Raw genomic sequence first — 18,004 nt, forward strand, 5'->3', positions numbered from 1 at the left:
TAGGATGATATTTGTCATACTTTTACTTTAAACCTTACAACTAAATTATGGAAGGAAAATACAGATGTGGATGGTGTAAAGGTGATGCACTTTACGAAGCCTACCACGACCAAGAATGGGGTGTTCCTGTTTATGATGATGAAACCTTATTTGAATTTTTAGTTTTAGAAACGTTTCAAGCTGGTTTAAGCTGGATTACTATTTTAAGAAAACGTGAAAATTTCAGGATTGCATTCGAGGATTTTAACTACAAAGAGATTGCAAGCTATAACCAAAATAAAATTAATGAGTTATTACAGAACCAAGGTATAATTAGAAATAAATTAAAAATAAAAGCTACAGTTACTAATGCCCAAGCCTTTATAAAAATTCAAGAAGAGTTTGGCACATTTAGTAAATATATTTGGACATTTGTTGATGGGAAACCAATAAACAACCATATAAACAACTACAAAGATGCGCCAGCTAATACCTCTTTAAGCGATGCTTTAAGTAAAGATTTAAAAAAACGTGGCTTTAAATTTGTAGGTTCTACTGTTGTTTACGCCTTTATGCAAGCCATCGGAATGGTTAACGATCACGAAATTAATTGTTTTAGATATCATGAAGTTTAACATTATAATCTTATTATTTTGGTCCTGTATACTTTCAGCTCAATCGAAAAATGAAAAAGAAGAACGTATTACCCTATCTCAATTTCCCAATCTAGCACACCAATCATTATTAAGTACAGAAAAACCATTAAAGAAATTAAAGTTTTTTAAAGAAATTGATGGTAGTCGTAAAAGTTACGAAGCTAAATTTAAGTATAACAAATTGCAGTATAGCGTTGAGTTTGACACCTTAGGTAAACTTGAAGATATTGAAATTATTATAAAACAAAAACACATTCCTGAAGGTGCTTTACAACAGATTACAACTTACTTTAAAACAAATTTTGACAAATATAGCTTTATAAAAATACAAGAACAATACATTAACAAAAAGGATAAAACGGATACAGATTTTATTAATTATATTCTTGAAAATCCGATTGGAAAACACACCCATTTTGAAATTATTGCAGAAATAAAATCTAAGAAAGACCGCTTATTCAAAGAATTTACCTTTAAATTTACCGGCGAATTTGAAAAATCAAGACCGATATCTTCATCGTCGTACGAGCATGCGTTATTTTAAACCTTTATTATTTCTTTTACTTTTCTATTGTTTATCGGTTTCTAGCCAAAACAATTTAACCTTAATGGGCGAATCGTCTATTTCTGTCAATCATAAAGCAACAAAAAACTATAGCGTTAATTTCGCTGCACGTTCACGCTATTTTTTAAATCCGGATAATAGTTTTGGATACAAACAGCAGCAAATAGATTTGTATCATTTTTCAACTTTTAAATTAAACATTAATCACGATTTAAGTTTAGGAATTTATTACCGAAATAGAGATTTATTTAACACAGGAATTGGCGAAGTTAGATTTACCCAACAATTTAACTACAAAAAACAAAAGCACAGTTTTAGATTTGGCCACAGAGTTAGAGCTGAACAGCGCATTTTAGATACAAAAACTATTTTTAGACAACGCTATAGGTTTGCGATTGATTTTCCATTAAATGGTGAAAAACTAGATATTGGTGAACCTTATTTATTCTTTGCTTTAGAAGGGCTTTGGAGTTTTAGTAAGAAAGACACTCCAGAATTTGACGAACGTACTATAACGCAAATTGGATGGCAAATTTCTGAAACTTTAAAACTTCAAACAGGTTTAGAATACAGACTAGAAGCTTTTAATATAATAGCTAAACATAGTTTATATTTACTAACTTCAGCTGTTTTAAAGCTTTAAATTTCTATTGTATTATATCATTATTTTATAGGTTTCAATCCTATTGTCGTATTTCATTTTTAATATTATAATACCTTGATCTAACATTTTAAGCGGAATATAATAATTTATACTTGTTTTAGTTGTTTTGTACAATGTTTGTCCTAATATATTATATACGACCATACCTTTTATGGGTAGATCATTATTATGGCTTAAAACAATTAAATTTTCATCTTTTTTTTTAACCGAAAGCGTTCCGTTTTGGTTTATCCAATATGAGTATTTTAAATCCTCGAATAAATTTTCAGAAGCAACTATCCATGGTGATTTAGCTATTTCCGTTTCCCAATTTTGTTTTATTGAAGCGACTTCTTGTAATCGTGAATCTCCCCAGCCTTCACCAACCCACATCGACTGGCTATCCCAATCTGTATTTATGTAGGCAAGTGCTTTAATGTTATCGTTACCATAAATGCTTGCAAATAGTGGTGCATACCATGAGTTCCAGTGCGACCCCGAATCTCCCTGTTTTAAATCTAATTTTGGCGTAGCTTCGGCAATCATTATTGGTTTGCTATGAGCTTCAGCAAAATCTCGAATAGATTGTCCCATATTACTTCCGTTAAAATGAGAATAACCTAACCAATTTACATAATCATCTCCTGGATACCATAAATCTATATTAGGATGATTACCTCCAGAAGATTGCCAAACGTAAGCTACATTTTTAACCTCCAATTCATCAAAAATATGAACAATGTGTTTCCATGCGGTTTTAAATTCATCGGGATTATAATTATTCCAAGAACCGTCAAATTCGTAACCAATTCTTAAATAGATCGGTCGATTTTTAGATTTTATCCATTGTGCTAACTCTGTAATTTTAGAATCGAGATAACCATCATTTATATACGGTAAAACATCTACTAAATATAAACCAATTACGAGAAACGAATTATTAAAGGTAGTATCGTTAAAATAAGCCTCAGCATGAACATCACCAGCCCCCCAATTACTTAATATTTTTAATCCTTTTAATTCTACCAAATCGGTATAAGTTGTAATTCCTGCTGGAATTTTTAAAAAGGCATCTACATAACCATTTTGATGTGAGGACAACCCTCCTACAGCTCCTAAATCTTGTCCCATTATTAAAAGTTTATCACCATTATTTGGTGCAAACTTAGCGGCTCCATAATGTGCACTTATCTGGGCAAAAGAAGTACTAAAATAAAGACTTAAAATAAAGCTAAAAACTAAATTAGTTTTCATAAAAACGTATTGTTTTTCAATTATAATTAAAAACCTCTTATGTAAAGAATTAACTAAAAGTATTAATTAATATAATTGTAAGCTAATGGTTTAACAAAAATTCGGTTTATTTATTAATTAACTAATTTAAATTGGTACTAATTATGGATGTCAATTAAAAGTATTTTTTCTTTAACCAGAACGATACCTTTACTAGCAATATTAAAGCAGGGACTTCTACTAATGGTCCTATAACCCCGGCAAAGGCCTGCCCCGAATTAAGTCCAAAAACGGCTATTGCAACTGCAATGGCTAACTCAAAATTATTACCTGCAGCTGTAAATGCTACGGCAGCAGTTTTATCGTATTCCGCACCCATAGCTTTTGTAAAGAAAAACCCAACAATAAACATTAATCCAAAATAAATTAAGAGGGGTACAGCAATTATTAAAACATCCATTGGTATCTCAACTATTAATTCGCCTTTAAGAGAAAACATGATAATAATTGTAAATAGTAAAGATATTAAAGTTAGTGGCGAAATGGTTGGTATAAATTTATGTGTATACCAATCTTCTCCTTTAAGCTTCACCAAAATTAATCGACTTAATATTCCTAATAAAAATGGAAGTCCTAAATAAATAGCGACACTTTCTGCAATAGTACCTATGGAAATATCCACAATAGCTCCTTCAAAACCAAAAAGAGGTGGTAATTTGGTAATAAATAACCATGCGTAAAAGCTATAACCAAATACTTGAAAAATACTATTTAACGCTACCAAACCTGCTCCATATTCACTGCTTCCATCTGCTAAATCGTTCCAAACTAAAACCATTGCGATACATCGTGCAAGCCCTATTAAAATAAGACCAACCATATATTCCGGATAATCCTTTAAAAAGGTTATGGCTAAAACAAACATTAGTATAGGACCAACAATCCAATTTAAAATAAGTGAAATGGAAAGTATTTTTGTATTACGGAACACCTTTGGTAACAAAGCATAGTTAACTTTGGCAAGCGGTGGATACATCATTAAAATTAAACCTATAGCAATAGGAATGTTGGTTGTACCTTGATTAAAAGAGTTAATAAAATTTGGAAAGGTTGGAAAGAAATACCCAATTCCCACTCCAATCGCCATGGCTATAAATATCCATAAGGTTAAATTTTTATCTAGAAAACTTAATTTTTTCATACCTGCTTAAAGTTTATTATTTTAATATTGCAATATTACGATGTTAAAATATATTATCAAACTGAAAATTCAAATAAATTTAATTTAAGAATTAAACTATAACATATTAAAAAATGTCTTTCCAGAAACGTGCTTCGCTCCTAAACTTTCTAAATGTTTGGTGTGAACTTGACAATCTATTAGTGCGTAATTTGAATTTTTAATGAAAGTAACGAACCCTACTTTACTCGCATTACTCACTTTTGTAAACATACTTTCACCGTAAAAAATACCATTTTTTATATCGACACCATATAAACCACCAACTAAAACATTGTTTTGCCAAACCTCAATCGATTTTGCATAACCTAGTTCATGTAGTTTAGTATATGCTTCAATCATTCTTTTAGTAATCCATGTTCCATCTTGATTTTTTCTATTCGTTAAAGCGCATTGGGTTATCACCGATTTAAAATCTTTATTTACAGTTACATTAAAATTGCCATTTCGAAGTACTTGCCGCATACTTTTAGAAATTTTAAGTTCCTGCGGATATAAAACAAAACGCGGGTTTGGTGCCCACCACAAAATAGGCTCTACATCATACCATGGAAAAATCCCCATTTTGTACGCCAACAGTAAACGCGGTACAGTTAAATCGCCTCCTATTGCCAATAAACCATCGCTATGAGCTTCGTCTGGATCTGGAAACCAAAGGTCTTCTGTGAGTTGATACATTTTGTAAAAATAAAAAACCTTTCAATAGCTTATTGAAAGGTTAAATGTTATATACGATTCTGAAAATAAATCAGAATACTAATTAAAACGGTAAATCATCGTGATCGTCTTCGTTTAAATCGCCAGCTGGTTCAAACGCATCTGCTGGAGGAACTGGAGGTAAATTTTCGCCACCGGCTTCAGCTTGTACAGCCTCTATTCTCCAACCTTGAATAGAGTTAAAGTATTTTGTTTCGCCTTGCGGGTTTACCCATTCTCTACCACGTAAGTTAATATTTATTTTTACTGGTTGCCCAACTTTGTAGCTGTTTAGTAAATCGGTTTTGTCTTGTACAAATTCAACCATAATATGTTGCGGGTACTGCTCTTCTGTAGTTACCACTATTTCTCTTTTTCTAAACCCATTATTACCAAAAGTTTGGGTTTCGCCAATCACTTTAATTCTTCCTTGAACTTCCATCTAATCAAATTATTTATTACTATTTATTTATCTTATTTTTTTATTTATCCTTTGGCTACAAAGGTCTATTTAATTTTTAAGTTAACAATATTTTCCAAGCACTATCTACATCGCCAAAACTTAAATAATTATGCGCCAACTCATGCTTTTGTATTTGGCTAAAATTTGTTATTTCTGGTTTTTTAACTGCTAAGTTTTTTAAAAAATCGGCTACTTCTTCTGGTGTTGGTAAAGCCTCAACATTTCCCAAAACACCTAAATCGTTACCAGTTAAAACGCTACTGTTTTTTATATCCTCCGGAAAACCATCAACACCAATTCCAAGTGTATTTAAAGGTTTTGCTATTTCAAAAAAACCGGTTTTTGCTCTGCTATAAAAACTTCCTCCGGCTCGTGCAACCAAATCTATTTTATGTTGGTCAATTTTACCGTCTTCATTTAAAACAGCCTCGTCAATATGCAATTTTACGACTTCGCAAATTACTAAATTTCCAGCACCGCCTTCGTTACCTAATTTTACAATATTGGTAACTTTACACTCCATTTGCACCGGTGATTCGGCAACTCTAAACGGCTTAACTAAATCCGATTTTAACATGGTTAAACCGGCCTTTTCAAACTCGTTAACACCTTTAGCATACTCGGTACTGCTTAACGACATTTGCTGAACCAACCCAAAATTAACCACATTAATTACAACTTCTTTTACCGCCTCTACGTTTTCTAACGTGTGTTTTATTGTATTATTCTTAACTCGTCTTGACGGCGAAAAAATTAACACTGGCGGATTAGCGCTAAATACATTAAAAAAACTAAAGGGCGATAAGTTTGCTTGTCCTTCGGCATCAATTGTACTTGCAAAAGCAATAGGTCTTGGTGCCACAGCACTCAACAAATAACCATGTAACTGGCTAGTTGATATGGATTTAGGATCTATGGACAACATCGCAAATTTATTTCAACAAAGGTAACTATTCTAGTCTGCATCTAAAAACCGATTTACTAACAACTTAAACAATAATATTAACAGAATTGCATTATATTACCGAACAAATCCCTTTGTTAATGATTTTAAGCAAGCATAGCAATTTATTTCGTTGGATAATTATTACCGCTTCTTTTACCATTGTTTCTCTTATTTTATGGAAAACATTCGAGTTTTTTCAGCATTTTAAAGAAGAAGAACGTATAAAAATGGAAAATTGGTCGTTTGCACAAACCGACTTATTAAAAACCACAAATTTAGATATCGATCTTGGTAATTTACCTCTTAAAGTAATTACCAGTAATAAAACCACACCCATGATTATGGTTACCGAAGATGGTAACTACGATTTTAATAACATTGATGAAAGCAAGTTAACAGACTCCATTGCCGTACAAAAATTAATTGCAAAATTTCAAGAAGAAAACAACCCCATAAAAGTAAAGTTAGATGGTAGAATTATTAGCACTATTTACTACGGCAACTCACCGCTTTTAAACAAACTAAAGTACTATCCGTTAGCCTTATTTTTAATTATATTTTTGTTTGCCGCGGTAATTTATTTCTTTTATCGAAGCAGTAAAATTGCAACGCAAAACAAACTTTGGTCTGGTATGGCAAAGGAAACAGCGCATCAAATTGGCACACCGCTGTCCTCGTTAATTGGTTGGACCGAAATTTTAAAAACCGAAAACGTTAATCCGGATTACATAGTAGAAATTGAAAAAGATATTGACCGCTTACAAACCATAACCGAACGTTTTAGTAAAATAGGCTCGGTGCCTGTTTTGGAAACCCTCGATATTGTTTCAGAAACTATTCATAGTTTCGATTACTTAAAGGCACGTGCGTCTAAACTGGTTGAATTTGAAATAACAACGCCGAGTTTAGAAATTCCTGTAAATCTCAACAAACAATTATATAGCTGGGTTATCGAAAATTTAGTAAAAAATGCCATTGACGCCATGAAAGGTCGTGGCAAATTAATAATTGAAATTTTACAGTTAGAAAACGATGTAATGGTAAAAGTAACCGATAGCGGAAAAGGTATTGCTAAGAAAGATTTTAATAGAATTTTTGAGCCCGGGTTTACTACTAAAAAACGTGGTTGGGGCTTAGGTTTATCGTTAACTAAGCGAATTATTGAAGATTTTCATAACGGAAAAATAAAGGTTCTACATTCCGAAATTGGCAAAGGCACGACCATTCAAATTAATTTAAAACAAGCAAGTTAAAACAAGGTGAAAATTACAATGCAGCTTTAATAGCATCTGCCACCGCTTGAAATTCTTCTGGAGTTAAACTTTCTTTTTTACCAAACTTAGCATCTTCCATAGCATTTAACGGAATTAAGTGTACATGTGCATGTGGCACCTCTAAACCAATTACAGTTAAGCCAACTCGGTTACATGGAATGGCAATTTCTATAGCTTTAGCAATCTGCCGTGAAAACTGCATTAATCCATTATAAGTGGCTTCATCTAAATCGAATAATTTATCAACCTCTTGTTTTGGTATACACAACGTATGCCCTTTGGCATTGGGGTTTATATCAAGAAAGGCAAAAAACTCATCGGTTTCAGCTATTTTATAACAGGGTATTTCATCATTTATAATTTTTGTGAAAATAGAAGCCATAATTAAGGATTTTTGTAAATATAAAAGATTCCTCATCACATCATTCTCGAAAAGGAATCTTTTTAAAATACACTACATCGAAATATTATCTAGAAATTTCAACAATATCAAATTTCATAACACCGCTTGGTACTTTAATTTCGGCGACATCGCCAACCGATTTACCTAATAATCCTTTACCTATTGGTGAATTTACCGAAATTTTTCCTGAAGCTAAATCTGCTTCACTTTCTGCCACCAAAGTATAATTCATTTCCATACCATTGGTTTGGTTTTTAATTTTCACTTTACTTAGCACTAATACCTTTGAGGTATCTAATTGCGACTCGTCAATAATACGCGCATTAGCCAAAGTTTCTTCTAATTTAGAAATTTTCATTTCTAACATGCCTTGAGCTTCTTTAGCAGCATCGTATTCTGCATTTTCACTTAAATCGCCTTTATCTCTTGCGTCTGCAATTGCTTGTGATGCTTTTGGGCGTTCTATATCTTTAAGCTGGTTAAGCTCGTCTCTTAATTTTTTTAATCCTTCTGGTGTATAGTATGATACTTTACTCATAACTTCATCGTTTTACTTAATAAAAGATGCTGAATTAAATTCAGCATACAAAAAAATCTCGTATAAACGAGATTGTATAACAAAAATACAAAATTTTTAATTCACTCGGTTAATTTTACGTTTATAAAGTACTAAAACAGATTACTTTTGTTGTAATTTTGCCAAAATTTATTTTCTCCTATGAAGTCTCTCTTTGTCCTAATGTTTACCCTATTGTTTTTAGGTTGCAGCAGCAATACCGTAAGAAACGAAAACTGTAATTTTTTGCTTGATATTAACGTGAATATAAACATTAATTTAAGTCTTCCGCAATACAGCACTCTAGGCTTTGTAGGAAACTCTATTTACATTTCTGGAGTTGGAAACAATGGTGTTATTGTTGCTAATACCGGCTCGAGCTTTATGGCTTGGGATGCTAGCGACCCTAATTATGTTCCTGGTTCGTGTTCTGCACTAGTGCCAAATGGCTTGTTTGGAACTAACGATTGTGGTAACGGAAATACTTATAATTTTGTAACAGGTGAAATTAGCGATAATGACGACCCAACTTTAGTTTGCGCTTTAAAAAACTATCGCGTACAGCAAAACGGAAATTCTTTAACTATCTACAATTAAAAAAGCGCAGTCAACTTAAATGTTAACTACGCTTCTAACTTCAAAAATAAATTTCTAAACCTAATTTAGAACTTTAAGGTAACACCCATTAAAAAGTTAATAGTAGCTTGCGGATAATAGCCCTCATAACTCAATGTTGTAGTTTCTCCTGGTACAGACCATGTATCGTCGTAAACTCCAAAATATCCATTAGACACATACTCGTTACTAAAAATATTATTGACTAACCCGGTTAGAATAATAGATTTAAATATTTTATTAGGATTGATAATATAGTTTACATTAAAGTCGCTAATAAAATAAGCATCTAATTTCGACGATTCCCAATCAATATTACCCATATATTGTTCACCAACGTATTTGTTTAATAAAGATAATTGCAAGCTTTTAGTTGGGTAAAAATTAAACGCATTACCAATAACCACGTTTGGTGAAAATGAAATATTAGTGTTTCCTAAGTTTACCAATTCACCATCAATAGACGATGTAAAGTCTACATTTTTATTGGTACTTAAGGCGACGTTTGTTGTGGTGTTAAAAAAATTGGTAAACTTAATAGTGGCATCGACCTCTAAACCTAGGCGGTAACTTTTACCACTGGTTGCTCGAATTGGGCTTCCTACATCGTCTAACTCGCCCGTTAACACCAACTGATTTTGATAAAACATGTAATACAAGTTTGTACTTACTGCAATATTTTCGGTGTTGTGTCTCCAACCTAATTCAATATCGTTTAAAGTTTCGTTTTCTGTTACGCCTGCCTCAAAATCGTCACGATTTGGTTCGCGGTTTGCTCTAGCATAAGACAAGTAATAGTTATTATTTACGTTTGGTTTATAAGTTAAACCCAGTTTAGGATTGAAAAAACTAAAACTAGCATCGGTAACAAACTCTACTCTGTCGGAATTTAAACCATCGGTTTCATAATTTACAAAACGACCTTGTAAGTCTACAAAACCAGTAAGTGTTTCAGCTAACTTAAATGTGGCTTTCGAGAAGATACTAAAATCGCTTTTCTTGGCATCGCCAAAGTAATAATGATCTCTTATTTGTGTGCCATCTGCTAAATCGCTTCCCCAAATAACTTCACCAAAATGATCACCGGAGTAGGTATTGTAAGACCCTCCAGAAATTAACTCTAGGCCAGAGTTTTTATACGTTACGTTGGCATTTATTACGTAAAAATGATTATCTAACCAACGACGGACAATAACATCGGAACCTTCTTCAATTAAATTAGCAAAATCTTCTGCCGATTCTTCTGGTTTATATTGCTCAAAATAACCTTCGCCTTTCGTGTAGTTTAAACCAATATTTGTAGACCAGTTGTTATTTATACGCTCGTTCCAGTGTAATTGGTAATGGTTTTGCCAATAATTATCGGTTTCGTTATCGTAAGTGTACGGATTTTGACGGCGATCTTCAGCTAACTCATCGGCGGTTAAACCATACCAAGCTTGATACGTGTATTCTTTATTCCCAAAAGTTAAAGCTTTTATTAAAGTATTATCATCTTTATAAATACCTTGTAAGAAATATGATTTTAAATCGGTAAACGCGCGATCTACATAACCATCGGAATAAATTTTTGAGAAACGTCCAGAAATTTCGAAATGATCGTTTAATAAGCCAGTGCTTAATTTTACCGTGTGTTTTCTGGTATTATAACTACCGAAACTGTTGGCAATTTCACCTGAAGCTTCTTCGGAAAAAGCATCGGTAAGCAAGTTTAAACTCGCACCAAAAGCACCTGCCCCATTAGTTGATGTACCAACACCACGCTGCAACTGCAAACTCTGCGTTGAAGAAGCAAAATCACCTAAATTTACCCAAAATGTACCTTGACTTTCTGGATCGTTATAAGGAATCCCGTTAATGGTTACGTTTACACGAGTTCCATCCGTACCACGAACACGAATACCACTGTAACCTACACCCGCACCAGCATCGCTAGTAGTTACTACCGAAGGCAAATAGTTTAACAACGTAGGAATATCTTGTCCTAAATTACGCTTTTCTAAATCCGCTTTGCTTACATCGGAGTGTGTAATTGGTGAATCGGCATCAACACGTACGGCTCTTACCAAAACTTCGTCGAGTTTTTGTGTTGTTGTAGAATCTTTTTGGGTTTGATTTTGTTGGGCATTTAAGCCGACTGATAACACTAAAAGCGTTAAAAAAAGAAAAATGTTTTTCATCTCGATTAAATAAAAATTAATCGAATAAAAAGAGGTAATTATTCTTTATTGTTAGTAATAAATGATTTGTTGAACGTAAAAACACTTAGTGGAAATTTAGCTTTAACAATAGCATCATGAAAGATGAACTAATCGCACTCACTAAAAATGTCTACTAGACATTTTTTTAACGTTCGCTTCCCTAAACAGCATTACCTGTTCTAGGTTCATTGGGTATGATCTCAGCCTGAATCTAGTTTACAGTCGCAGTAAAAAGTTAACAGACTACTGAAAACTGCTACTGCTTTCTGAGGACTAGAAATAGCACCCCTTTATGAGAACGGCGCAAAGATAATTACGAAATGTTAAATTTTCATAATTTATTTGCTCTTTTTTTCATTTAAGATGATTTTATTTGAAATCTAACACATTACACATCTGGCTTCTTACGATTGGCTTTTTTTTCGGCATTGCGTTTTTTGTTGTTTAAACGTTTTTTAATAACCGATTTTGGCACTTTGGTTTTAATACGTTTTTTACGAACTACTAATGACGCTTTTATTAATTCTAAAAAACGTTGCGTTATTATGGCTTTGTTTTTATGCTGACTTCTAGTTTCGCCGCATTGCAATATTAAAACACCATCGTTGGTTAGTCTGTTTTTAAGCTTTTCTTCGATGCGTAATTTTTGAAGCTCAGTTAAAGCTTGCGACTCTCGTAAATTAAAGGCCAATTCAATTTTTGAAGACACCTTATTTACATGTTGCCCACCACTACCAGAGCTACGAATAGCTTTAAAAGTGAGTTCTTGTATTAAGGTGTCTTCATTAATTGCCACTATACTTGGTGTACTGGTTTTAGTAAATCGTTTACTGTTTTAACTGGGTTAAAAGTTTCAACAGGAACCTCAACAAAAATAGAGTTCCAATACGCCATACTACCATTCCAAAGCCCTGGTAATTCTAAGGCTTGAATATCGATACCGTTTTGCGTTTTCATAGTAATAAAAGCTGCCTCAGGATCAACGTATTGCATTAAATCGAACTTTTCGCCTTTGTAGTTTTTAACACCACAAACTAAATCGGTTGGATTAAAATGTGTTGCGTTTTGCACAATATCGTTTTGTTGCGAATTTTTCTCATCAATTTGAGCAAATTCCACAACTTGTAACGAGGTATTTCCATCTTTATCTTTAACCCAAAATGGTCCGCCACCTGGCTCACCTTCATTTTTAACCATTCCGCAAACTCTTATTGGTCGGTTTAAGCGATCTTTTAAATAAGTTACTTTTTCAGCTTTAGAAAAATCGTCAAAGTCATCATCTAAAACGACATTAAGTTTACTTTTTATAAACGCAGCAATTTCAAGAAGTTTGGCTTCATCAATAGCTTCACTATCTAAATCGTTTAAATATGCAAAACCTTGTTCTTGCGCTTCTAAAAGAACGGCAGCAAGTACTTTTTTATAGTTTGAAATGTCTTTATTCATTTCTAAAACCACGATATTATCAATGTTTTTAATGAAAATAATATCGCTATCTAATTCATTTAAATTCTCTAATAACGCGCCATGACCTGCTGGTCTGAATAAAATAGAACCGTCTTCTTTTCTAAAAATTTCGTTTTTTGTAGTTAAAGCTAAGGTTTCGGTTGCTTGATTTTGATATGAATAAGTTACATTAAAACTAATCCCTGTTTCTGCTTCTAATGCTGTTTTTACAGCTTCGAATTCAGCCTTAAAGTATTCGTGATGCTTTTCTGAAACGGTAAAATGTAAATTAGCTTTTCCGTTTGAAGACGCATATATTTTAGATTCCATTAAATGTTCCTGAAACGGTGTTTTTGCACCTGCTTCATATTTGTGAAACGGCAATAATCCTTTAGGTAAAAAACTATAATTTAAGCCTTCTTCGCTTAAAACTGTTTCAACAATTTTATAGCTAGCTTCACTTTCGCTTAAGGCATCAAAATTAGGATTTAATGCTTTAGCTTTTGCCATTACGGTCTCGTAAAATGGAAAGCCTTCTAACCCATCAAAAAAAGCTTTAATTAGCTTATCGTTATTAGCTTCGGCGTAAGCTTCAACCGTATCGGTTTCTGGATTAAATTTATTTAAAAACTGAAACAAAAATTTAAACATACGTGTTGCTGCACCAGAAGCTGGAACAAACTTTAAAATATCTAAACTATCTTGTTTTGCATGATAACTTTCAATTAATTTTTGCATGTCGTTGTCGTTGTATTTTTCAATACCATGACCAATAGTAGCAGCCGATATTAAATTAGAATACGACATACCATTCTTAATTCGAGATACTTGAGCTTCAACCTGCTCTAGCGAAATGCCTTTGTTTTTAATTTGATTGAGATCTTTTTCTGTAAACATTAGTTTGTAATTTTTAGAATTTTGTTAATGTGCTTTACTGCTATTTCTAATCGTTCTGTTTTACTACCTTTTAATAATACGTAAGGGCGATTGTATTTAATTAATGCATCTTGGAATGCCTTAAACATTTTCTCTCGACGTTCTGGTTTATCGCGCAAATCGTCACCTTCCCAAGGCGTATCAATATAAGTTAAAAAATATAAATTGTAGGTGTTTTGAAGCGCGTATTTTTCTAAAATAGGGTCGCAACTTCCTACATAATACGCATCAGAATACACTTTAGTTTCCAATAAGTCTGTATCACAAATTAAAACTGAATTGGTTTTTTTAGCCAGTTCGTTTTCAAGTTCCATTTGTCCGTAAGCAATGGGTAACAAATCGTCTGCCTCACAGGTTTTTCGTTCGTTATTCCATTTATTTTGCAAATACTCGCGCGCATATTCGGGTACCCAAATAGAGTTGTAATGTCTGGCTAATTGCCTAGACAAAGTTGTTTTTCCAGTGCTTTCGGGCCCAAATAAAACTACTTTTATGCAGTTTGCGGGTTGTTGTTTAAGTTTTTCTTCCATGCTTTATAGCCATAAACAGCTATTATTGTAAACACTAAATATTGTAAACTGGTTAAAGTAAAGCCTTTGTAAAAATACAAGGGCACCGAAATAACATCGCCAATAATCCAGAATATCCAGTTTTCTAATTTTCGTTTAGCCATTAACCACATGCCAACAAAAAATATAGCTGTAGTTAAAGTATCTATATAAGCCACCCAACTGGTCCATTTATTAAAGGCTGTATAAACTAAATAAACAAAAATCAAAGTTGCGAAAAATATAGTTAAACCTATTTTTTTTTCGTTAAATGTAGTTGTAGAAATTGGAGTAACATGTTCAGCATCAATTTTTTTCGTCCAAATGTACCAACCATAAGCGCTCATTATAAAATAGTAAGCATTAATCATCATATCTCCCAACAAGCCCCATTTAGAAAGCAAGTACACAAAAATTACGGTACTAATCATTCCTGTTGGAAACACTAAAACACTATTTTTTTTAGAGTATAAAACCGATAAAAACCCAAATACAATAGCAATCGCTTCTAAAACTACATCAATGGTTTCATATTCTGCGTATTGTCCAAACAGGTAATCGAAAATACTAAGCATGTGTTTATTTTTTTATTTGATTGAAGAAGGCTTCATCTTCCTCAAAAGCAGTTCCAATTACAACCAAATCTGCTCCTGCAAGATAAGCACTTTCTAATTCATTTTTACTACGAATACCGCCACCAACAATTAAGGGAATGTTAAGATTTGCCTTTACTGTTTTTATAATTTCTTGTGACACTGGATATTTCGCTCCACTACCTGCCTCTAAGTACACCAATTGCATTCCTAAAAGTTCGGCTGCTTTGGCGGTATTTGTAATTTGATTAATTGAATTTTGTGAAATAGGCTGAGTGTTTGTTACCCGTTGTACCGCAGTTTCTTTACCGCTTTCAATTAAAATATATCCGGTGGGAATAACTTCTAAATTGGTGTTTTTTAATTTTGAAACCGCTTCAATATGTTTTCCTATTAAATATTCGGGGTTTCTGCCTGAAATTAAACTTAAAAATAAAAGTCCGTCTGCTTCTTTAGTTATTTGCGTAACATCACCAGGAAATAAAACGACTGGTAATTTTGTGTGTGTTTTAATCTCCTTAACTAAAACTTGAGTTGCGTGAATCTCTACAGTGCTGCCTCCTACAAAAATATGAGTAGCAATTGAAGCGTTTACTTTTGCAATAAAACGAGCGGTGTTTTCAATTAAAAACTTATCAGGATCAATTAAAATTGCAAGTAGTTTGTCTTCTTTAAAAATTGAAGATTTAATGCCGCTTAATATGTTTTTGTTTTCTACCAAAAATTTGTGAATATCTCTTTAAAATAAGCATTACTGTATGGCATAGGCAAAGGTAAATCCTTCAAACTCTAAACACGCTACGTTATAACGGTGTTTTTTATTTTTATAATCTATCCAAGCAATGGTATCGTCTGTATCCGATGAAAAAGGAATAACCAAACAATGCTGTTTAAAACTTAAACCTGGTGTAGCAAACAATTTATATAACGACTCTTTTACGCACCAAATTTTGGTTAAATATTGCACGTAATCGTTAGCCGCTTCATTTAAATAATTAATCTCATAATCCACAAATTTATGCGCAATTACTTTTATTTTTTCACGTTGTTTTTCAATATCTATACCTACAATACCATCACTAATAACTACTGCCGAAAATATAAACGAGTGCGTAATAGAAATTTGTTTACCATCTTTTAAATGTGGCTTTCCGTGCTGGTCGTAAAACAAATCGGCATCGGTGTAACCAAAAGCTTTTAGCAAATGGCGCACGCTTAAAAAACCACGTTGGTGCAATTCGCTTTTCATACCTAAAACACGCTTTAAAGTTTCTGGTTTTAGCTCTAAATCTTGTATTAAAAAATCGTACGATTCGGTAATCTTCCAAATTTTAACGGTAGTTTGTGAATTAGGGCTAATGGTTTTATAAACTGGCATGTAAAATTGTAAAACTTATTGATTATCTTTGCACTGCCTATGGCATTTTTAGCATTTTTTGCAAGCGAATTTAACCAAATTAAGTGCTAAATCCCAAAGGCAAATCAATTAAAAAAATTAGAAAGAAAAAATATGAGTACTAAAACAATTCCGTACGTAGCAAACAAAGTAAAAGATATTACTTTGGCAGAATGGGGCCGAAAAGAAATTGAATTAGCCGAAGCAGAAATGCCAGGTTTAATGAGCTTACGCGAAGAGTACAAAAACGAACAACCTTTAAAAGGTGCGCGTATTGCAGGTTGCTTACACATGACCATACAAACCGCTGTTTTAATTGAAACTTTACAAGCTCTTGGTGCCGAGGTTACTTGGAGTTCTTGTAACATTTTCTCTACCCAAGACCAAGCTGCCGCTGCTATTGCCGCTGCTGGAACTGCCGTTTACGCATGGAAAGATATGACCGAAGAAGAATTCGATTGGTGTATCGAGCAAACCTTATTTTTTGGCGAAGACCGCAAACCACTTAACATGATTCTTGACGATGGAGGCGATTTAACCAATATGGTTTTAGATAAATACCCAGAATTAGCTCCAGGAATTAAAGGATTAAGCGAAGAAACCACTACAGGAGTTCACCGTTTATACGAGCGTGTTAAAAACGGAACATTACCAATGCCTGCTATTAACGTAAACGATTCGGTTACAAAATCTAAATTCGATAACAAATACGGATGTCGCGAAAGTGCTGTAGACGCTATTCGTCGTGCTACCGATGTTATGTTAGCCGGAAAACGCGTAGTAGTTTGTGGTTATGGCGATGTTGGTAAAGGTACTGCTGCTTCTTTTAAAGGCGCTGGAAGTATTGTTACCGTTACAGAAATAGACCCAATTTGTGCTTTACAAGCTGCAATGGATGGATTTGAAGTTAAAAAACTAGAAACCGTTGTAGGTAATGCCGATATTGTAATTACTACAACAGGAAATAAAGATATAGTTCGTGCAGAACACTTTAAAGCCATGAAAGATAAAACCATAGTTTGTAACATTGGGCATTTCGATAACGAAATACAAATGGCTTGGTTAAACGAAAACTACGGAAACACTAAAAACACCATTAAGCCACAAGTAGATAAATATACCATTGATGGTAACGATATAATTGTACTTGCCGAAGGTCGTTTAGTAAACTTAGGTTGTGCTACTGGCCACCCAAGTTTTGTAATGAGTAACTCGTTTACCAACCAAACCCTAGCACAAATCGAGCTTTGGAATTATAGCGACAAATACGAGAACGATGTGTATATGCTACCAAAACACCTAGATGAAAAAGTAGCAAAATTACACCTAGAAAAAATTGGCGTAGAGCTTACCGAACTTAAGCAAGACCAAGCCGAATACATTGGTGTAACTGTAGAAGGTCCATACAAACCAGAACACTACAGATATTAAAAGTATCAAGCTGAATAATGTCACACTGAGCGCAGTCGAAGTGTTTTTCAGTATCTAAAAAAACAAAATCCCAAGCTACATTTAGTTCGGGATTTTTTTTATTCTTTTTTTGGCGTTACCCCCGAAACTTCGGGGTCGGGCTTTCCGCTATATCTTTTTCTCGTGCCTCAAAAAAGGATGTCGC

At 33.3% G+C, this 18,004-nt stretch carries 20 protein-coding genes; 6 read left to right on the top strand and 14 right to left on the bottom strand.

From position 1 onward, the window contains the following. Nucleotides 1-47: 47 nt before the first annotated feature. The 3 genes from PW52_RS11180 to PW52_RS11190 are packed head-to-tail and all read left to right on the top strand — an operon-like array spanning nucleotide 48 to nucleotide 1,843. Complete coding sequence (locus PW52_RS11180) at nucleotides 48-614, top strand: DNA-3-methyladenine glycosylase I (RefSeq protein WP_044633035.1); 567 nt, start codon at nucleotides 48-50, stop codon at nucleotides 612-614. Further along, nucleotides 604-1,179: a hypothetical protein gene (locus PW52_RS11185; protein WP_052823464.1), complete on the top strand. Its 576-nt coding sequence runs from the start codon at nucleotides 604-606 to the stop codon at nucleotides 1,177-1,179. The genes PW52_RS11180 and PW52_RS11185 overlap by 11 nt, the downstream gene beginning before the upstream one ends. Continuing rightward, nucleotides 1,127-1,843, top strand: a complete 717-nt coding sequence (locus tag PW52_RS11190) for a DUF2490 domain-containing protein (RefSeq protein WP_131453997.1) — start codon at nucleotides 1,127-1,129, stop codon at nucleotides 1,841-1,843. Before PW52_RS11185 ends, PW52_RS11190 begins: the two co-directional genes overlap by 53 nt. 12 nt (nucleotides 1,844-1,855) lie before the next feature. Here PW52_RS11190 and PW52_RS11195 read toward each other — a convergent pair whose 3' ends face one another. The 5 genes from PW52_RS11195 to PW52_RS11215 all read right to left on the bottom strand — a co-directional run bounded on the left by PW52_RS11195 (nucleotide 1,856) and on the right by PW52_RS11215 (nucleotide 6,400). Continuing rightward, nucleotides 1,856-3,097: a glycosyl hydrolase gene (locus tag PW52_RS11195; protein ID WP_052823465.1), complete on the bottom strand. Its 1,242-nt coding sequence runs from the start codon at nucleotides 3,095-3,097 to the stop codon at nucleotides 1,856-1,858. Between the two features lie 154 nt (nucleotides 3,098-3,251). Then, complete coding sequence (gene arsB, locus PW52_RS11200; protein WP_044633037.1) at nucleotides 3,252-4,277, bottom strand: ACR3 family arsenite efflux transporter; 1,026 nt, start codon at nucleotides 4,275-4,277, stop codon at nucleotides 3,252-3,254. Nucleotides 4,278-4,373: 96 nt separating this feature from the next. Next, a complete protein-coding gene (gene aat / locus PW52_RS11205; protein WP_044633038.1) occupies nucleotides 4,374-4,994 on the bottom strand; it encodes a leucyl/phenylalanyl-tRNA--protein transferase in 621 nt (206 codons plus the stop codon). 82 nt (nucleotides 4,995-5,076) lie between these two features. Next, nucleotides 5,077-5,454 (bottom strand): DUF3127 domain-containing protein, encoded by a 378-nt coding sequence (locus PW52_RS11210; protein ID WP_044633039.1) that lies wholly within the window; start codon nucleotides 5,452-5,454, stop codon nucleotides 5,077-5,079. Between the two features lie 76 nt (nucleotides 5,455-5,530). Beyond that, on the bottom strand, nucleotides 5,531-6,400 hold the full coding sequence (locus tag PW52_RS11215; protein WP_044633040.1) for a flavin reductase family protein: 870 nt from the start codon (nucleotides 6,398-6,400) through the stop codon (nucleotides 5,531-5,533). Nucleotides 6,401-6,519: 119 nt separating this feature from the next. Between PW52_RS11215 and PW52_RS11220 the strand changes: the two genes are divergently transcribed. Further along, on the top strand, nucleotides 6,520-7,674 hold the full coding sequence (locus PW52_RS11220) for a sensor histidine kinase (RefSeq protein ID WP_044633041.1): 1,155 nt from the start codon (nucleotides 6,520-6,522) through the stop codon (nucleotides 7,672-7,674). Between the two features lie 13 nt (nucleotides 7,675-7,687). Here the strand turns inward: PW52_RS11220 and PW52_RS11225 are convergent, their stop codons facing one another. Beyond that, nucleotides 7,688-8,077 (bottom strand): HIT family protein, encoded by a 390-nt coding sequence (locus tag PW52_RS11225; RefSeq protein WP_044633042.1) that lies wholly within the window; start codon nucleotides 8,075-8,077, stop codon nucleotides 7,688-7,690. Between the two features lie 85 nt (nucleotides 8,078-8,162). Continuing rightward, a complete protein-coding gene (gene greA, locus PW52_RS11230) occupies nucleotides 8,163-8,636 on the bottom strand; it encodes a transcription elongation factor GreA (RefSeq protein ID WP_044633043.1) in 474 nt (157 codons plus the stop codon). A gap of 180 nt (nucleotides 8,637-8,816) precedes the next feature. Between greA and PW52_RS11235 the strand changes: the two genes are divergently transcribed. Continuing rightward, a complete protein-coding gene (locus tag PW52_RS11235) occupies nucleotides 8,817-9,251 on the top strand; it encodes a hypothetical protein (RefSeq protein ID WP_044633044.1) in 435 nt (144 codons plus the stop codon). 65 nt (nucleotides 9,252-9,316) lie between these two features. On the opposite strand, the gene PW52_RS11240 is transcribed toward PW52_RS11235, so the two are convergent. The 7 genes from PW52_RS11240 to PW52_RS11270 all read right to left on the bottom strand — a co-directional run bounded on the left by PW52_RS11240 (nucleotide 9,317) and on the right by PW52_RS11270 (nucleotide 16,371). Then, complete coding sequence (locus tag PW52_RS11240) at nucleotides 9,317-11,449, bottom strand: TonB-dependent receptor (RefSeq protein WP_044633045.1); 2,133 nt, start codon at nucleotides 11,447-11,449, stop codon at nucleotides 9,317-9,319. Between the two features lie 409 nt (nucleotides 11,450-11,858). Further along, a complete protein-coding gene (gene arfB / locus PW52_RS11245; protein ID WP_316930142.1) occupies nucleotides 11,859-12,266 on the bottom strand; it encodes an alternative ribosome rescue aminoacyl-tRNA hydrolase ArfB in 408 nt (135 codons plus the stop codon). Next, nucleotides 12,266-13,813, bottom strand: coding sequence for a DUF4301 family protein (locus tag PW52_RS11250; protein ID WP_044633046.1), 1,548 nt, complete (start codon nucleotides 13,811-13,813; stop codon nucleotides 12,266-12,268). Before PW52_RS11250 ends, arfB begins: the two co-directional genes overlap by 1 nt. Further along, nucleotides 13,813-14,382: an AAA family ATPase gene (locus PW52_RS11255; RefSeq protein WP_044633047.1), complete on the bottom strand. Its 570-nt coding sequence runs from the start codon at nucleotides 14,380-14,382 to the stop codon at nucleotides 13,813-13,815. The genes PW52_RS11250 and PW52_RS11255 overlap by 1 nt, the downstream gene beginning before the upstream one ends. Next, nucleotides 14,343-14,975 carry a nicotinamide riboside transporter PnuC gene (gene pnuC / locus PW52_RS11260; RefSeq protein ID WP_044633048.1) on the bottom strand — a complete coding sequence of 211 codons (633 nt, stop codon included), beginning with the start codon at nucleotides 14,973-14,975 and terminating at the stop codon, nucleotides 14,343-14,345. The genes PW52_RS11255 and pnuC overlap by 40 nt, the downstream gene beginning before the upstream one ends. A 4-nt stretch (nucleotides 14,976-14,979) precedes the next feature. Beyond that, nucleotides 14,980-15,714 (bottom strand): geranylgeranylglyceryl/heptaprenylglyceryl phosphate synthase, encoded by a 735-nt coding sequence (locus PW52_RS11265; RefSeq protein WP_082050899.1) that lies wholly within the window; start codon nucleotides 15,712-15,714, stop codon nucleotides 14,980-14,982. A gap of 30 nt (nucleotides 15,715-15,744) precedes the next feature. Then, nucleotides 15,745-16,371 carry a 4'-phosphopantetheinyl transferase family protein gene (locus PW52_RS11270; RefSeq protein ID WP_044633049.1) on the bottom strand — a complete coding sequence of 209 codons (627 nt, stop codon included), beginning with the start codon at nucleotides 16,369-16,371 and terminating at the stop codon, nucleotides 15,745-15,747. Between the two features lie 132 nt (nucleotides 16,372-16,503). On the opposite strand from PW52_RS11270, the gene ahcY reads away from it, so the two are divergent. Next, nucleotides 16,504-17,820: an adenosylhomocysteinase gene (ahcY, locus tag PW52_RS11275; RefSeq protein WP_044633050.1), complete on the top strand. Its 1,317-nt coding sequence runs from the start codon at nucleotides 16,504-16,506 to the stop codon at nucleotides 17,818-17,820. Nucleotides 17,821-18,004: the final 184 nt, after the last annotated feature.

Origin of the sequence: Neotamlana sedimentorum, assembly GCF_000943565.1 — a bacterium.
In the GTDB taxonomy this organism is placed as follows: domain Bacteria; phylum Bacteroidota; class Bacteroidia; order Flavobacteriales; family Flavobacteriaceae; genus Neotamlana; species Neotamlana sedimentorum.

Bases quoted from the DNA above. Each gene is read 5' to 3' on its own strand.
- PW52_RS11270 (WP_044633049.1), bottom strand. From the start codon at position 16,371: ATGCCAGTTTATAAAACCATTAGCCCTAATTCACAAACTACCGTTAAA.
- arsB (WP_044633037.1), bottom strand. From the start codon at position 4,277: ATGAAAAAATTAAGTTTTCTAGATAAAAATTTAACCTTATGGATATTT.
- PW52_RS11180 (WP_044633035.1), top strand. From the start codon at position 48: ATGGAAGGAAAATACAGATGTGGATGGTGTAAAGGTGATGCACTTTAC.
- PW52_RS11225 (WP_044633042.1), bottom strand. From the start codon at position 8,077: ATGGCTTCTATTTTCACAAAAATTATAAATGATGAAATACCCTGTTAT.
- PW52_RS11185 (WP_052823464.1), top strand. From the start codon at position 604: ATGAAGTTTAACATTATAATCTTATTATTTTGGTCCTGTATACTTTCA.
- PW52_RS11255 (WP_044633047.1), bottom strand. From the start codon at position 14,382: ATGGAAGAAAAACTTAAACAACAACCCGCAAACTGCATAAAAGTAGTT.
- PW52_RS11215 (WP_044633040.1), bottom strand. From the start codon at position 6,400: ATGTTGTCCATAGATCCTAAATCCATATCAACTAGCCAGTTACATGGT.
- PW52_RS11235 (WP_044633044.1), top strand. From the start codon at position 8,817: ATGAAGTCTCTCTTTGTCCTAATGTTTACCCTATTGTTTTTAGGTTGC.
- ahcY (WP_044633050.1), top strand. From the start codon at position 16,504: ATGAGTACTAAAACAATTCCGTACGTAGCAAACAAAGTAAAAGATATT.
- pnuC (WP_044633048.1), bottom strand. From the start codon at position 14,975: ATGCTTAGTATTTTCGATTACCTGTTTGGACAATACGCAGAATATGAA.
- greA (WP_044633043.1), bottom strand. From the start codon at position 8,636: ATGAGTAAAGTATCATACTATACACCAGAAGGATTAAAAAAATTAAGA.
- PW52_RS11195 (WP_052823465.1), bottom strand. From the start codon at position 3,097: ATGAAAACTAATTTAGTTTTTAGCTTTATTTTAAGTCTTTATTTTAGT.
- PW52_RS11250 (WP_044633046.1), bottom strand. From the start codon at position 13,813: ATGTTTACAGAAAAAGATCTCAATCAAATTAAAAACAAAGGCATTTCG.
- PW52_RS11220 (WP_044633041.1), top strand. From the start codon at position 6,520: ATGATTTTAAGCAAGCATAGCAATTTATTTCGTTGGATAATTATTACC.
- PW52_RS11210 (WP_044633039.1), bottom strand. From the start codon at position 5,454: ATGGAAGTTCAAGGAAGAATTAAAGTGATTGGCGAAACCCAAACTTTT.
- PW52_RS11240 (WP_044633045.1), bottom strand. From the start codon at position 11,449: ATGAAAAACATTTTTCTTTTTTTAACGCTTTTAGTGTTATCAGTCGGC.
- aat (WP_044633038.1), bottom strand. From the start codon at position 4,994: ATGTATCAACTCACAGAAGACCTTTGGTTTCCAGATCCAGACGAAGCT.